The following is a 14872-nucleotide window of genomic DNA, read 5'->3' on the forward strand; positions in this document are numbered from 1 at the left end:
CTTGTATCTGTAAAATGCATGGCTTGATGAGCGACGCCTTGTCGTGTAATGAGTCAAAAAGCAGTAACGTAATCAACTTGTAACAAACCTAGACGTTTAAACAAATAATCCAACCTTTTGCGGATTTAGCTATAATTCCACAAACCAAACAGCTATACTCCTTTCATGTCGTGTAGGAAATACGTAGACAAAAAGGAGGTTATGTGATGGTAAGTATTGTTCTTGCTAGCCACGGGGACTTGGCAGCTGGAATCAAGCAGACGGGCTCGATGGTCTTTGGTGATCAACCGTCTGTTGCCGTGGTCTCGCTCGAGCCGAGCATGGGCCCCGACGATTTCCGTGCCAAGGTCGAGGAAGCAATCGCTTCCTTCGAAGACCAGGAGCAGGTGCTCTTCCTCGTTGATTTGTGGGGCGGCACGCCGTTCAACCAGATCAGCGGGCTCATCGAGGGCCACGATTCCTGGGCTATCGTCACCGGTGTCAACCTGCCTATGCTCATCGAGGCATATTCGCAGCGCTTTGACGCAAAGAACACTGCACATGCGATCGCAAAACATCTCGTGACTGAGGCTAAGGCTGGCGTGCGCGTCAAGCCCGAGTCTCTGGAGCCCGAGGAGAAGAAGCCGGCTGCGGCCGCCGCTGTTCCTGCAGGCGCCATCCCTCCGGGAACGGTCATCGGCGATGGGCACATCAAGATCGCCCACGTCCGTATCGACACCCGTCTGCTTCATGGCCAGGTGGCCACCACGTGGACCAAGCAGATCAACCCCAACCGCATCATCGTGGTTTCCGACGGCGTTGCTCACGACGAGCTCCGCAAGACCATGATCGAGCAGACTGCCCCTCCGGGAGTCCATGCCAACGTCGTGCCCATCAAGAAGATGGCCGAGGTCGTCAAGGACACGCGCTTTGGTAACACCAAGGCCATGCTGCTCTTTGAGAACCCGCAGGATCTGCTCAAGGCCATCGAGGCCGGCGTCGACATCAAGGAAGTCAACATCGGTTCCATGGCTCACTCCAAGGGCAAGGTCGTCGTCACCAACGCCGTCGCTATGGGCGATGACGACGTCAAGACTCTCGAGGCCCTCAAGGCCAAGGGCGTCAAGTTCGAGGTCCGCAAGGTTCCTTCGGATTCCTCCGAGGATCTCGACGCCATGTTGAAGAAAGCTAAGGCCGAACTGGCCGCTCAAGCATAGTAAAGGAGGGTCCGATACATGTCTGCAATCACTATTCTGCTTGTTGCGATTGTCGCGTTGCTTGCCGGTATGGAAGGCATTCTGGATGAGTTCCAGTTCCATCAGCCGCTCGTGGCATGCACGCTTATCGGTCTCGTAACCGGTCACCTTCAGGAGGGCATCCTCCTGGGCGGTTCGCTCCAGATGATGGCCCTTGGCTGGGCTAACGTCGGCGCCGCTGTCGCGCCTGACGCCGCTCTGGCCTCGGTCGCTTCTTCGATCATCATGGTGCTCGCCCTCAACGGTGGCGCCACCGATTCGGCCAAGGCCGTTACCACCGCTATCGCCGTCGCCGTCCCGCTGTCGGTCGCTGGTCTGTTCCTGACCATGATCTGCCGTACCATTGCTACCGCTATCGCTCACGCCATGGACGGTTGCGCCGAGAAGGGCGACTTCTCCGGCATCGAGCGCTGGCAGTATGCTGCCATCCTCATGCAGGGCCTTCGTATCGCCATCCCGGCAGTGCTTCTGTGCGTCATCCCGGCCGAGGCCGTTACCAACGCGCTTAACGCTATGCCCGACTGGCTGTCCGGCGGCATGGCTGTCGGCGGCGGCATGGTCGCTTCCGTCGGTTACGCCATGGTCATCAACATGATGGCCACCAAGGAGACCTGGCCGTTCTTCGTCCTCGGCTTTGTCCTTGCTGCCATCCCTCAGCTCACGCTGATCGCCCTTGGTCTCATCGGCATCTCCCTTGCCCTCATCTACCTTGGCCTTAAGGATCTGGCCAAGCAGGGTGGCGGCATGGGCGGTGGCTCCGGCGACCCGCTCGGCGACATTCTGAACGATTACGAGTAGGAGGGGAGTGATACATATGGCAGAGAACAAGATTCAGCTCACCAAGGCTGACCGCAAGAAGGTTTGCTTCCGTCATCAGTTCCTTCAGGGCTCGTGGAACTACGAGCGTATGCAGAACGGCGGCTGGTGCTTCGCAATGATCCCTGCGATCAAGAAGCTCTACACCAGCAAGGATGACCAGATTGCCGCTCTTAAGCGCCACCTGGAGTTCTATAACACCCACCCCTATGTTTCCGCCCCCGTCATTGGCGTTACCCTCGCTCTCGAGGAGGAGCGCGCCAACGGTGCCCCGATTGACGACGTCGCCATTCAGGGCGTCAAGGTTGGTATGATGGGCCCGCTCGCCGGCGTCGGCGACCCCGTCTTCTGGTTCACCCTTCGCCCGATTCTGGGCGCTCTGGGCGCTTCCCTGGCCATGTCCGGCAGCATCGTCGGTCCGCTGCTGTTCTTCTTCGCGTGGAACATCATCCGTTACGCTTTCCTGTGGTACACGCAGGAGTTTGGCTACAAGGTCGGCTCCTCCATCGCCAAGGACCTCTCCGGTGGTCTAATGGGCAAGGTCACCGAGGGCGCTTCCATCCTGGGTATGTTCATCATCGGCGCCCTGGTCGAGCGCTGGGTGTCCATTTCCTTCACCCCGATCGTCTCCACGGTCAAGCAGTCTGCTGGCGCCTTTATCGACTGGGCTAGCCTGCCCTCCGGTTCCGAGGGTATCAAGGAAGCGCTGACGATGTACAACTCCGTCGGTGCTACCGCCCTTGATCAGATGAAGGTCACCACGCTTCAGGCCAACCTCGATCAGCTCATCCCCGGCCTTGCCGCCGTGTGCCTGACCCTGCTGGTCTGCAAGCTCCTCAAGAAGAAGGTCAGCCCGATTGTCATCATCCTGGCTCTCTTCGCCGTCGGCATCATCGGTCGCTTCTGCGGCTTCATGTAAGCACGCTTCGGCTTAAGACCGAGAATTGCTAGGCAAGGGCTTTTGAGCCATTGAAACGGACCGCACCCGGTGGGTACACTGGATGCGGTCCGATTGTTTTATTTGGAGGGCGAGGCGCGCATGGCGCAATCTCAGAACAGCACGGTCGATTTGGCAACGCCGGCAACCTGCCTGATGGGGCTTACCAGCCACGGTAACGTGATGGTGGGCAATAAGGCGTTCGAGTATTACAACGAGCGCAATCCCGAGGATTATATTCAAATCCCGTGGGACGAGGTCGACTATATTGCCGCCGAGGTTTTACGCGGCACCAAGAAGATCACGCGTTTTGCCATCTTCACCAAGGACAACGGTCACTTTACGTTTTCGACGCGCGACGACAAAGAGACGCTTCGTGCTGTCCGCAAGTACGTCGACGAGGATAAGCTCGTGCGTTCGCCCGACTTTATCGATGTGACTGCCAAGGGCGCCAAGAGCATCCCCTCCGTTATCAAAAACCTTTTCCACAAAGGCAACTAGTCATTAAAGAGCGCCCCCCAAGTGGGACGCAGTTTCCCATGGGGCTCGATCGGGAAAGTGCATCCCGGTTCGAGCGCCGATTCCGGGATGTAGTTTCCGGAACGGGGTCGTTTGGGAAACTGTGTCCCGTTTCGAGCCGAAATTCTGGGACACAGTTTCCAGCGAGGTCCCATTGGGAAAGTTTGACCCAGAATTTGCCTGGATAGTGGGACACACTTTCCGGAGGGCTGTTCCACCGCAACTTCGAAGAGTGGCTATACGCTGTATTACAACGGCGTAAATCTGCTACACTAGTACAACATGCCTCCGTAGCTCAGGGGATAGAGCACCGCTCTCCTAAAGCGGGTGTCGACGGTTCGAATCCGCCCGGGGGCACCAGAAGATTATGACGGCGTCGCGAGAGCGGCGCCGTTTCTGGTTTGTGGGAGCTGCCGGCGGATTCGAACCGTCGACACCCGCGTCACCAATTGCGTCTAGAGCCCTCCGGTAGAGTGTCCAAGCCCTAAAGCCCAGTTGATGCTACGGGGTTTAGAGGCGGACTGAAGCAAGGGGAAGACATGTCCGCTCGGGGTGATAGACTAACGCTGTGGTAAATACAGGACAGTTTGACCGTTTTTCAACCAAGATAGGCGTCCCATGCAACTAAATGCAGCTGATATAGCGCAAAAGAGAATTGACCTCGGCCTCACCCAAAAGGAGTTCGCCGCCGCCCTTGGTATGGGCTCGTCTGGCGAACGCACCGTTCGGCGCTGGGAGTCTGGGGATACTAGTCCAACGGCGGCTGAATGCGCCTTTATCGCATCGCTCGATGCGGGGGCTCCATTTGACCAAGGGGAGCGCAGCGACGCGCCTTTTACCTTCTGCGATCTCTTCGCGGGCATCGGCGGTATACGAATGCCGTTCCAGGAGCTTGGCGGTAGGTGCGTCTTCTCTTGCGAGTGGGATAAGTTCGCCCAGAAAACCTACCGGATGAACTATGGAGAGACCCCGGCGGGCGACATCCGTCAGGTCGCATCAAACGATATACCGGACTTCGATGTCCTGCTCGCAGGCTTTCCTTGTCAGCCATTCTCCCTTGCAGGCGTTTCGAAGAAGCAATCTTTGGGGAGACCCACCGGCTTTGAACTGCGTCCCAAATCTTGGACGCCCTAAATAGCGACTAGGCCGCGAGGGCCTGATTCCGGAACTCCTCCGGGGTCAGGCCCTTCAATCTTACCTGCCTCCGGCTCGTGTTCCAGTGGACTATGTATTCCTCCAGGTCGCGTTTGAAATCCTCGAACGTCTCCCACTCGCGGCCCCGGTAGAACTCGTCCTTGACGTGGCCGAAGAGCTGCTCGGTGGCGGCGTTGTCGATGCAGTTCGCCTTCCTGGACATGCTCTGGACGATGCCGGCGGCCTCGAGCCTGGATGTGTACGAGGCGTGCTGGTACTGCCAGCCCCGGTCCGAGTGCATGGTCGGGGCGGCGCCCTCGGGGATCTTGGACAGCAGCTCGTCGAGCATCCTGACCTGCTGGGCCATGTCGGGCGTGGTCGATATGTCGCTCGCCACGATCTCCTTGGTGCAGAAGTCCAGCGTCGGGGCCCAGTAGGCCTTGCCGCCCGCCACCTTGAACTCGGTGACGTCCGTTCCCAGCTTCCGCCACGGGGCCCCGGCGTCGAAATCCCTCGCGATCACGTTCTCGAACGTCCTGCCGACGACGCCCCTGTACGAGTTGTACCTGTGGTAGGCCGTCTCGCGTCTGATACCGCAGCGAATCCCCATCTCGCGCATCATCTTGAGCACGGTCTTGTCGGCTATCACGGTCCCCTCTTCCGCCCTGAGGCACATCGCTATCTGCCGGTGCCCGCAGCCGTTGGCGGTGCGCGAGAAGATCTCGGCGGCCGCCTCCCAGAGCTCGGGGCGCGTGGGCCTCGGCGGGTGCGCGAGGGCGTAGTAGTAGGTCGACCGCTTGAGCTCGGCGCATGCGAGCAAGTGCCCGAGCGCGTGCCCCTCGGCGCGCAGGGCCGCGACCGCTTCGGCCTTCGCCCTGGTCAGAGCCCGTCCCTCTCGACCAGGGCGCGTAATTTTTTTAGGTAGGCCACCTCGGCCTCGAGCCTACGGCACCGCTCCTCGAGCTCCTCCTCGCGGGTCCGCGGCCTCGCCTTGGAACCCTTCGGCCGGCCCTTGGGCCTCGGGCGCAGGGCCTCCGCGCCGCCCCGGCGGTATAGCGCGCACCACTTCTTGAGCGGCGACATCGACATTATGCCGAACGCCGCCATCGCCTCGGTCTTCGTCATGCCGCCGTCGACGACGGCGGAGGCGGCGGCGACCTTCTGCTCGTATGTGTACCTGCCCTGCTTTCCGTCCATGCGCAGCAGCACCTCGCTCCCGAATGCGCGGTATATCTCCTGCCATCTTCTCACGGCTTCCACGGGAAGCGAAAGGGCAATCGCGGCAGATTTATACCCGTGCCCGAGCTCGAAGAGCCCTATGGCCGCCTTCCTGGCCTCGATATCATGCTTCACTCTCAAATCAACGCGCATAAAGAAAGCCTCCCATTTCTCATGTCCAAGAAATGGGAGGCAGTTCAGTGGTGGCGGGCTTTTTGCATGTCGCGCGTGGGATAGAGCACATGCGAGAGAAAAACGCGGCTATTCGCTGCCCGCTGTCTAGCTGCTCGCGCGTTGCACGAGCTTAACGGGGACAAGCGTCTCCATCTCGGGCTCTTCGCCGCGCAGCAGGGCGAGCAGGGCCTGACATCCCTCGTGCGCGAGGCGCTCGGGGAAGCGGCGGATGGTGCTGATTTGCGGCGTCGGAAGCTGCGCGTAAACGGAATCGTCGAAGCCGATGAGACGGACGTCTTCGGGTACGCGCTTGCCGGCGGCAACGAGCGCACGCAGCGCGCCCACGGCTGCGTGGTCGCTATGGGCGAAGACGCCGTCGACGGGGTAGCCCGTGGAGAGGAAGTCGGTCACGAGCTCTTCCGACTCGATGATGCTCGGCTGCTTGCCCGAGACAAACAGCTGGTAGTCGCGGCACAGCGGCATCCCATGCGCGGCAAGCGCCCGCTCGTAGCCCATCTGACGCTCGTTTCCGGGGTAGTTGGCCGTAAAACTCGAGATGCTCAGGATGTTCTTGCAGCCGCGCTCGATGAGGTGCTCGGTTGCCATGTAGCCGCCGCCGATGTTGTCGGAACCCACGTGCGGGAAACCGAGGTCGTTTTCGGGCGCGCGGTCGATGCAGACCACGGGAATGCCGTGGGGGACAAATTCGCCGTCGAGCCTGCGCAGGCCGGAGATGCAGATGATGCCATCGGCTTGTTTGCTCGCAAGCGTGCGGAAGTAATCGCGCTCGCGGGCGGGATCGTTGGCGCTGTTGCAGACAAAGACCGAGTAGTCCTCGGTGGCGAGCTCGCGTTCCACATGCAGGGCGATCTTGGAAAAGAAGTCGTTCGAGATGTCCGGCACGATCATGCCGATGGTCCGGGACTGGGCCATGCGGAGGCTCTTCGCCGCCATATTCGTGACGTAGCCGTATTCCTCGACGGCGGCTTCAACACGCTCGCGGGTGTCTTCGGAAAAACGGCCACTGCCGTTGATGACGTGGGAGACCGTGGCGACGGATACGCCGGCCGCTGCGGCAATCTGGCGCATGGACGAGCGCTTGCCGGGTGTGGGCATGGGGCCTCCTGCTGTTTGCGAGTGGTTAACAGGTTAACTGAGATTGTAGCGCATGCGCGATGCCGTAATGGGTCGCTTCGAAGTCGTTTTGTCGCGCTCGGTCTGCACCTTGGATAAGAAGGAGTTCGTCGAGCACTCCGATCCGGAGCGCACGCGCGTCAACATCCCGCTGTTCCAGCAGGGCATCATGATACAGCAGCTCAACTCCGAGAAGCTCGTGGTCGAGACCATGGTGAAGTTCTGCGGCTAGTAATTACTGCATTACATATTCTGTTGTCACCTGGGAGGCTTGTTTTTGCGGGCCTCTTTGTGTTGCTATGGAGCCCTGGCCTGTCGATAAACAAAGCGCCCGCTTGCCGGGGAGCAAGCGGGCGCTTCTGAGCGAATATGTTTGCGGCGAAAGCCGCGATGAGCGGTGGGGTGGCGACTAGTTGGTCGTACCGGAATCGTCGCCCGTGCTCGTGCCCGAGCCCGAGCCCGAACCAGAAAGTGCGACCGTCAGCGTAATCGTGCTGTCGGTGGACTGCTTTCCAGTGGGGGAGACGCCCGTAACGGTGGCATCCTCGTTACCGCTTACGGGATTGCCGTTCTGGTCACAGAAGCCAATGTTATAGAAACCGGCGTTGTTGAGCGCGGTAACGGCGGCGGAAATGCTCTTGCCGTACAGGTTGCCCGGGACGGTGGCCTTGCCGGACTTCTTGGCGATGACGACGGTAATCGTGGCGCCGGGCTTCTGCTTGCCGCTGGGGTTCCAGCTGATCACGGTGCCCTCGGTAACCGAGTCGTTCTCCTGGTAGCTAACGTCGACGCCAAAGCCTGCCATATCGAGGGCGTTGCGCGCCTGGGCCTCGGTCATGTCGGTCAGATCGGGGACGGACGTGGTATCCGGGCCGCTCGAGACCTTGTACGAGATGGTCGTGCCCTTCGCGACTTCCTTACCGGCTTCGGTGACCTGCTCAAAGACCTGGCCCTCATCGGCCTCGTTGGCCTCCTCGGAGGCGTTGCCCTTCAGGCCAACGCTTGCCAGCGCGGCCTCGGCCTGGTCCTTGGTCAGGCCGACAAGCTGGGGAACCTCAACCTTTTCGGAGGGCTTGGGGCCCTTGGAGATTACCAGGTTCACCTTGGTGCCCTTGGTCTTCTTGGTGTTGCCGTTGGGCGTCTGCTCGGCGACCTTGCCCTCGTCGACATCGTCGTTGTAGCTTTGGTCGATGGTGCCGACCTCGAGGCCGGCTTCCTTGATCAGCTCGACGGCAGTCTGCTGGTCCTTGCCCAGCACATCGGGCACGGTGACCTGCTCGCCGCCAAAGAGTCCTGTGGCAAAGGCCACCACGATGCCGATGACGGCAACGGCTGCCACCACGGCGGCGATGATCTTGTTCTTGTTGGATTTGGGCTTTTCGACCTCGTAGGAGCCGGTGGAGCCCGAAACCGAGCTACGGGCGGTATTCTGGCCGCTCACGCCCGAGACGGGACGCACCATGGCGCGCGTCTGATCGGAAAGCTCGCGAGTCTTGGTGGCGCCCAGCTCACCGGGGGCACCGATGATGCGCGTGGGCTCCGAGACGTTGACGGCACGGCCCGACAGGTAGCTGTTGAGCACCTGACGAAGCTCGTCGGCGGTCTGGAAGCGGTTTGCCGGGTCCTTCTCCATGCACTTGAGGATGATGCGCTCAAGGTCGGCGTCGACACCGGAGTTGATCTGGCTCGGCGGAATAGGCAACTCGTTGACTTGCTTGAGTGCGACCGAGATGGCGTCGTCACCGTCAAAGGGAACGCGGCCGGTGGCGCACTCGTACATCACGACGCCCAGCGAGTAGATATCCGAGGTGGGGCCGAGGTCCTGACCGCGGGTCTGCTCGGGGCTGACGTAGTGGGCGGTTCCCAGCACGTTGTTATCTTGCGTGAGGTGGCTGTTCTTGGCACGCGCGATGCCAAAGTCCATCACCTTGATGTTGCCGTCGGGCAGCACCATGATGTTCTGCGGCTTAATGTCGCGGTGGATGATCTCGTGCTTGTGGGCGACCGAAAGCGCAGAGCTGATCTGCGAGCCGATCTGGGCGACCTTCTTGGGGTCGAGGGCGCCGTGGCTCTTGATGCCGCTCTTAAGGTCGGTGCCGCGCAGGTACTCCATGACGATGTAATAGGTGTCGCCGTCCTTGCCCCAATCGTAGACGCCCACGATATAGGGGGAGGACAGGCCGGCTGCTGCCTGTGCCTCCTGCTTAAAGCGTGCGGCGAAGGTTGCGTCGCCAGCATACTGTGGCAGCATGATCTTGACGGCTACCGTGCGGTCGAGGACCTGGTCCTGTGCACGGTAGACGGTCGCCATGCCGCCTGTTCCCACCTTATCCTTGAGGAGGTATCTTCCCCCGAGGACCCTCTGTTCCATTCCTGCTCCTAACATAACTATTCGCTCAACGATGTGTGTAGTACCTACGATGTGGCCGCTGGGGCCGTGTGGCGCGTTGCCGCTAACTCTTAGGCCGCGGCGCGCCTCGGGTGTCCGATTCGATCATGGGCATCACGCTCCCTGTGCGGCAAGCGCCGCGGTCAGGACGATACCGGCGATCTTGGCGGCCTCGACGTCATGCTTGTCGTAATCCTCCAAGGCCACCGAGATAGCGACCGTGGGTGAATCGTAAGGTGCAAAGCCAACGAACATTGAGTTGACGTTGGTGCCGCCGGTCTCGGCCGAGCCGGTCTTGCCGGCGACCTTGACGCCTGGGATCTGGGCATCGGTGCCGGTGCCGGACTGGACGACGGCAAGCATGGCCTGCTTGACCTGGTCGGCCGTGGCGGAGCTGACGGCCTGGCCCAGCGAGCGGGACTGCGTGGTCTTGACCACGGTTCCGTCCGGGGCGAGTACCTGGGCTACAAAGTACGGGTCCATGACCACGCCGCTGTTAGCGATGGCGGCGGCAATCACGGCGTTTTGCATGACGGTGGTCTGCGGGCCGGGCGTATGGTCCATGCCGACAGGCTGGCCGGCGCCTGCCCAAGCGGTCTCCCACTCGGTCATAAGCGACGGGTCGGCCATGATGGAAGCCGCGGTGGTCAGATCCTGACCGAGCTTCTGACCGTAGCCAAAGGCGTTGGCAAACTGGACGAGCGAGCTGGCACCGACCTCGTTTGCCACCTGGCCAAAGACGACGTTGGACGACACGGCGAAGGCCTGCTGCAGGCTGATGGTGCCGTAGCTCTCGTTGGCATCGTTGGTGACCGGCGCGTTGCCAATATCCATGGAGCCGGGCGCCTGGTACGTGCTGGTAAGGCTGGCGGTGCCGGTTTCGAGCGCCGCGGAGAGTGTGACGACCTTAAAGGTCGAGCCCGGGGTGTACAGCGCGTCCATGGCGCGGTCGTACATGGAGCCGTCCTCGCCGCCGCCCGACTGGAGCAGCGCATCGATGTTGGTGTTGTCGTAGGTGGGCGAGCTCGCGCACGCAAGGACCGCACCGGTGCGCGGATCCATGACCACCACAGCGCCCTTAAAGCCCTTGAGCGCCTGCTCGGCAGCCGTCTGGATGCGCGAGTCGATGGTGAGCTTGGCGGTATTGCCCGGCTGGGTCTGCCCCGCGAGCGACGCGATGGCGTTGTTCCAGCTGGAGTAATCCTTGGAGCCGGTGAGCGTATCGTTCATGACGCTCTCGATGCCGGCGGTGCCGTATTGCTGGCTCACGTAGCCCACCACGTGCGCGGCCATGTTGCCGTTGGGGTAGGAACGGGCGTAGGTGCCGTCCTCCTGCTGCAGCGACTCGGCTAGTGTCACACCGTCGGACGTGATGATGGAGCCACGCTGGATGTACTTGGAGCGGGCGATGGTGTGGTTGTTGGTCGGCATGTCCTGATAGTCCTTCGCCTTGATGACCTGGACATAGGTGAGGTTGCCGATAAGGATGGCGAACAGCGCCGTAAAGGCAAACACGGCACGAGTCAGACGGTTGGCAAGTGCCACGCGGCCGAGCACGCCGGACTCTGGCGTGTCGAGCAGGCGACGACGCATGCGAGAGCCCGCGGAGTGGTTACCGTGGCTGTAGGAAGGCGCGTTGGCAAAACGCGTACCGGTCGGGGCAGCGGCGGATGCGACCTGGTCATCGGTGATGGCGGCCATGGTGCCGGTGCCGGTGAGTTCGGCTTCGCGTCCGGTTGCCTCGTCGCCGGCGCGCAGCAGCAACGCGACGATGATAAAACTCGCCAGCAGCGAAGAACCGCCCTGGCTCATAAAGGGCAGGGTGACGCCGGTCAGCGGGATTAGGCGGGTTACGCCGCCAACGATTAAGAATGCCTGGAAGCTGATGGCCGCCGTAAGGCCGGTCGCGCTAAAGGCGGCAAGGTCGGACTTGGCGCGGGCTGCCGTGGTGAGGCCGCGCACGGCAAAAAGCATAAACAGGATGAGCACGGCGCCGCCGCCCAAAAGGCCCATTTCCTCGCCGATGGCCGAGAAGATAAAGTCGGACTCGACGACGGGGATGTTGTTTGCCATGCCGTTGCCAATGCCGACGCCAACCAGGCCGCCGTCAGCCAGCGAGTAAAGTGACTGTACGATCTGGTAGCCCTGGCCCTGGGCGTCCTTAAACGGATCGACCCAGACCTGAAAGCGCACCTGCACGTGCGACAGGAACTTGTAGGCGCCCACGGCCCCAACGGCCAGCAGCGCAAGGCCGATGATGACGTACGAAAAGCGTCCCGTGGCAACATAGAGCATCAGCAAAAAGATGGTGTAGAACAGGACGGCCGAGCCCAGGTCGCGTTCGAAGACGACGATGAGCAGGCACACGCCCCACACGGCAAACAGCGGCAGCAGCAGGCGGAAGCGCGGAATCTTGAGGCCCAGGATCTTGCGGTTGGAGATGGAGAGCAGCTCGCGGTTCTCGGCCAGATAGCCTGCCAGGAACAAGACGATGAAGACCTTGGCGAACTCGCCGGGCTGGATGGTGAAGCCCGCGATGCGAATCCACAGCTTGGAGCCCGAGATCGTGGTGCCGATAAAGATCGGCAGCATCAGCAGGATGATGCCAATAATGCCAAAGGTGTACTTGTAGCGCATGACCACGTCGAGGTTCTTGACCAGCGCGAGCGTTCCCACCATGAGCGCCACCGAGACAAACAAGATGATGAGCTGCGAGATGGCGAGGTCGGGGGCCAGGCGCGTCACGAATGTGATGCCGATGCCCGAGAGCACAAAGACGATGGGCAGGATGGCGGGGTCGGCGCCGGGCGCCAGGATGCGCACGGCGATATGCGCCGCGGCGAAGGCGGCGAACAGGCCGATCGGCACGGCGAGCGTCTCAAAGGAAATCGTGGCACCCGCGGTGAGCACGTACATCGCATAGAGCAGGATGACGGGGAACGCCGAGGCGATGAGCAAGAGCAGTTCGGTGTTGCGGCGACTCATAAGCGGCACTCCCTTTCTAATTCTTATCGGAGGCTTCGGCCTCGGCTGACTGTTCGGCGGTTTTCTCGGAATCTGACTCGGAGGTGGATTCCTGATCGGTGTTGTCGCGAATCGTTTGCGCGTCGATCACCTGGCGGGTCTGCTCCTCGTCAATCTGATGGCGGTACTTGGAAATGGTGTCCTGCGCATCGTCGACACTCGTTTGCGGAATGCCTGCCTTCAGGCGGTTTTGCGTGTCTTCGGGCAGGTCGGACAGCTTGATGCTGGTTTCGCTCTCGAGCCAGTGGAGCTCGACCCCGAGCGTCTTGCCGGGCAGGCCGCGCCAGACGGCGACATTGCCGTGGTAGGTTCCCAAGTAATAGGAGCCGGTGACGCCCGTGTATGCCCAGATGCCTGCCACCAGCACAAAGACAAGGGCCAAGACGGAGGCGATGGTGACATTGCGGCGTCGGACGCGTTTTGCCTCGCGCATGACGCCGTCGTCGACCAGGTCGACGACCACCACGGTCACATTGTCGTGGCCGCCGGCGGCGAGCGCCGCGTCCACCAAGTTGTCGACACAAATCTGTGCGCTCGAGGACTGCGTAGCGATGTTCTCGATATCGCTATCGGGAATCATGCTCGAAAGACCGTCGGAGCACAGAATCAGGCGGTCGCCTTCCTCGATGTGCAGGGTAAAGTGGTCGGCATACATGGCGGGATCCGAGCCCAACGCGCGGGTGATGACCGAGCGGTTGGGGTGGACGCGGGCCTCGTCGGCCGTAATCTCGCCGGCATCCACGAGCTCCTCCACGTAGGAGTGGTCGCGGGTCACGCGGATGAGCGTACCCTCGTGGAGCAGGTAGGCGCGCGAGTCGCCCACGTGGGCGATGGCGAGCGTATCGTTTTCGATGTAGGCGCAGGTGGCCGTGCATCCCATGCCGGGTTTGCCCAGGCCGTTGAGGGCGGCCTCGATCACGGCGGCGTTGGCGGCCTCAACGGCTGCGGCCAGGCGCGCGGCGTCGGCGGACTGCGGCGCCGTCTTGGCGATGGTCTCGACGGCGATGGAGGATGCCACCTCGCCGGCGGCGTGTCCTCCCATGCCGTCGCACACGCAAAAGAGCGGCGACTGCACCAGATAGGAGTCCTCATTGTGCGGGCGCACACATCCGACGTCGGAGCGGGCGCCCCACATAAGCTGCGTGGTGGTGCCGGCGTCGTAGGTCGAGTCGGTCTCGATGCGCTCGTCGGTCAGCGGCTCAAAGCTCATGGTCGAGCCGGGATCTTTGAGCTTTGCCTCCACGGCGGCGACATCGATCTCGGCGGTGTCGCCGGGGGAGACGGTGTCGGCATCGTCTCCCGACTCGGCGTCGGAGACGTCCGGAAGGTTGAGATCTTCGGTTACGCGGTCGGCGGGATCGTCGTCCTGCTGCGGCTCGACAGCCGTCGGCTCGGGCGTCGCAAAGTGCGACGGCGCGGGCGTGCTCTGGGGTTGAGCGGAGGGCTCGGGAGCTGCGGCGGGCGCGGCAACGGGCTGCTCGACTTCGGCAGGCGTTGCGGATGCGGGTGCCGCCTCGCTTGCCGGGGCGACGGGGAATACCGGCGCGGCAGGCTCGGGGGCTGCAAACACGGCAGCGCTCTCGTTAATCGCCTCGGCGACGGGCTCGGCAAAGTGAGCCGGTGCGGGCGTTGCCTCCGGTTCCGCCGACTGCTCGGCAGCGTGCGCGCCGATGGGGGCATCGAGCTGCTCGGTATCGGCGTCCTCGTCATCGACGAGTGTCGGATATTCTTGAGTTACATGCGAAAGAGGCAGGGAGAACACCGTGTCCTCGGGCTCCACGGTCGCAGGGCGCGCCGGAGCGGCATGAGCCGGCGCAGCTGCGGGGGCAGTCGGCGTCTCGGGCATGGTTGCGGACTTGTTCTCCTCGTCGATCATCGACGGTTCACCTTCATGACCACGTCGCCAATCTGGACCTCATCACCCTCGCGCAGCGTTGCGGGCTCCACCAGCTGACGGCCGTTAACGAGCGTGCCGTTCAGCGAGTTGAGGTCTTCGATGATGAGTGCCGGGCCCTGCAACGAAAAGCGTGCGTGCGAGGCCGAGACAAACGGTTCGTTGATGCAGATGTCCGAGGACGGCGAGCGGCCCACGATGACGGGGCCGAGCATGTCTACATGGATGCCACGGATGCCGCGCGGACCCTTGTCCACATCGATCGTCCAGATAGCGGAGTCGCGGCGCTGGCCGCGTACGAGTCCCACGCCGGTTTTCATGACGGCGAACAGGAAGATGTAGAGCAGGGCGACCAGGACGATGCGGCCTGCAAAAAGGACGATATCGATGTTCATAAG

General features: G+C 61.9%; 13 protein-coding genes and 1 tRNA gene. 7 read left to right on the forward strand and 7 right to left on the reverse strand.

The window, feature by feature from the left end; genetic code table 11:
• Window positions 1-206: 206 nt before the first annotated feature.
• From LCQ44_RS04020 to dcm, 6 genes are all read left to right on the forward strand, one after another.
• Window positions 207-1196: a PTS sugar transporter subunit IIB gene (locus LCQ44_RS04020; RefSeq protein ID WP_225094124.1), complete on the forward strand. Its 990-nt coding sequence runs from the start codon at window positions 207-209 to the stop codon at window positions 1194-1196.
• An 18-nt stretch (window positions 1197-1214) separates the two neighbouring features.
• Window positions 1215-2033 (forward strand): PTS mannose/fructose/sorbose transporter subunit IIC, encoded by an 819-nt coding sequence (locus LCQ44_RS04025; protein WP_006235195.1) that lies wholly within the window; start codon window positions 1215-1217, stop codon window positions 2031-2033.
• Window positions 2034-2049: 16 nt separating this feature from the next.
• Window positions 2050-2970, forward strand: a complete 921-nt coding sequence (locus tag LCQ44_RS04030; protein ID WP_055310058.1) for a PTS system mannose/fructose/sorbose family transporter subunit IID — start codon at window positions 2050-2052, stop codon at window positions 2968-2970.
• Between the two features lie 120 nt (window positions 2971-3090).
• Window positions 3091-3489, forward strand: coding sequence for a DUF956 family protein (locus LCQ44_RS04035; protein WP_006235193.1), 399 nt, complete (start codon window positions 3091-3093; stop codon window positions 3487-3489).
• A 302-nt stretch (window positions 3490-3791) separates the two neighbouring features.
• A tRNA-Arg gene (locus LCQ44_RS04040) sits at window positions 3792-3867 on the forward strand.
• 258 nt (window positions 3868-4125) lie between these two features.
• A complete protein-coding gene (gene dcm, locus LCQ44_RS10040) occupies window positions 4126-4641 on the forward strand; it encodes a DNA (cytosine-5-)-methyltransferase (protein ID WP_276530459.1) in 516 nt (171 codons plus the stop codon).
• 7 nt (window positions 4642-4648) lie between these two features.
• Here dcm and LCQ44_RS04055 read toward each other — a convergent pair whose 3' ends face one another.
• From LCQ44_RS04055 to LCQ44_RS04065, 3 genes are all read right to left on the reverse strand, one after another.
• Complete coding sequence (locus LCQ44_RS04055; protein WP_225094231.1) at window positions 4649-5554, reverse strand: IS3 family transposase; 906 nt, start codon at window positions 5552-5554, stop codon at window positions 4649-4651.
• Window positions 5521-6012, reverse strand: coding sequence for a helix-turn-helix domain-containing protein (locus LCQ44_RS04060; RefSeq protein WP_117736974.1), 492 nt, complete (start codon window positions 6010-6012; stop codon window positions 5521-5523). The genes LCQ44_RS04055 and LCQ44_RS04060 overlap by 34 nt, the downstream gene beginning before the upstream one ends.
• A 126-nt stretch (window positions 6013-6138) precedes the next feature.
• Window positions 6139-7149 carry a LacI family DNA-binding transcriptional regulator gene (locus LCQ44_RS04065; RefSeq protein WP_225094125.1) on the reverse strand — a complete coding sequence of 337 codons (1011 nt, stop codon included), beginning with the start codon at window positions 7147-7149 and terminating at the stop codon, window positions 6139-6141.
• A gap of 52 nt (window positions 7150-7201) precedes the next feature.
• On the opposite strand from LCQ44_RS04065, the gene LCQ44_RS04070 reads away from it, so the two are divergent.
• Window positions 7202-7399 (forward strand): hypothetical protein, encoded by a 198-nt coding sequence (locus LCQ44_RS04070; RefSeq protein ID WP_225094126.1) that lies wholly within the window; start codon window positions 7202-7204, stop codon window positions 7397-7399.
• Window positions 7400-7576: 177 nt separating this feature from the next.
• On the opposite strand, the gene pknB is transcribed toward LCQ44_RS04070, so the two are convergent.
• The 4 genes from pknB to LCQ44_RS04090 form a co-directional block, all read right to left on the reverse strand.
• A complete protein-coding gene (pknB, locus tag LCQ44_RS04075) occupies window positions 7577-9538 on the reverse strand; it encodes a Stk1 family PASTA domain-containing Ser/Thr kinase (protein WP_225094127.1) in 1962 nt (653 codons plus the stop codon).
• Between the two features lie 132 nt (window positions 9539-9670).
• Window positions 9671-12541 carry an FtsW/RodA/SpoVE family cell cycle protein gene (locus tag LCQ44_RS04080; protein ID WP_225094128.1) on the reverse strand — a complete coding sequence of 957 codons (2871 nt, stop codon included), beginning with the start codon at window positions 12539-12541 and terminating at the stop codon, window positions 9671-9673.
• 16 nt (window positions 12542-12557) lie between these two features.
• Window positions 12558-14456: a Stp1/IreP family PP2C-type Ser/Thr phosphatase gene (locus LCQ44_RS04085; protein WP_225094129.1), complete on the reverse strand. Its 1899-nt coding sequence runs from the start codon at window positions 14454-14456 to the stop codon at window positions 12558-12560.
• Window positions 14453-14869, reverse strand: a complete 417-nt coding sequence (locus LCQ44_RS04090; RefSeq protein WP_006235180.1) for an FHA domain-containing protein — start codon at window positions 14867-14869, stop codon at window positions 14453-14455. The genes LCQ44_RS04085 and LCQ44_RS04090 overlap by 4 nt, the downstream gene beginning before the upstream one ends.
• Between the last annotated feature and the right edge of the window lie 3 nt (window positions 14870-14872).

Origin of the sequence: Collinsella aerofaciens (assembly GCF_020181355.1) — a bacterium.
Taxonomy (GTDB): Bacteria; Actinomycetota; Coriobacteriia; order Coriobacteriales; family Coriobacteriaceae; genus Collinsella.

Coding starts and splice junctions, on each gene's coding strand:
- LCQ44_RS04025 (WP_006235195.1), top strand. CDS start 1,215: ATGTCTGCAATCACTATTCTGCTTGTTGCGATTGTCGCGTTGCTTGCC.
- LCQ44_RS04030 (WP_055310058.1), top strand. CDS start 2,050: ATGGCAGAGAACAAGATTCAGCTCACCAAGGCTGACCGCAAGAAGGTT.
- dcm (WP_276530459.1), top strand. CDS start 4,126: ATGCAACTAAATGCAGCTGATATAGCGCAAAAGAGAATTGACCTCGGC.
- pknB (WP_225094127.1), bottom strand. CDS start 9,538: ATGGAACAGAGGGTCCTCGGGGGAAGATACCTCCTCAAGGATAAGGTG.
- LCQ44_RS04060 (WP_117736974.1), bottom strand. CDS start 6,012: ATGCGCGTTGATTTGAGAGTGAAGCATGATATCGAGGCCAGGAAGGCG.
- LCQ44_RS04090 (WP_006235180.1), bottom strand. CDS start 14,869: ATGAACATCGATATCGTCCTTTTTGCAGGCCGCATCGTCCTGGTCGCC.
- LCQ44_RS04020 (WP_225094124.1), top strand. CDS start 207: ATGGTAAGTATTGTTCTTGCTAGCCACGGGGACTTGGCAGCTGGAATC.
- LCQ44_RS04065 (WP_225094125.1), bottom strand. CDS start 7,149: ATGCCCACACCCGGCAAGCGCTCGTCCATGCGCCAGATTGCCGCAGCG.
- LCQ44_RS04085 (WP_225094129.1), bottom strand. CDS start 14,456: ATGATCGACGAGGAGAACAAGTCCGCAACCATGCCCGAGACGCCGACT.
- LCQ44_RS04080 (WP_225094128.1), bottom strand. CDS start 12,541: ATGAGTCGCCGCAACACCGAACTGCTCTTGCTCATCGCCTCGGCGTTC.
- LCQ44_RS04035 (WP_006235193.1), top strand. CDS start 3,091: ATGGCGCAATCTCAGAACAGCACGGTCGATTTGGCAACGCCGGCAACC.
- LCQ44_RS04070 (WP_225094126.1), top strand. CDS start 7,202: ATGCGCGATGCCGTAATGGGTCGCTTCGAAGTCGTTTTGTCGCGCTCG.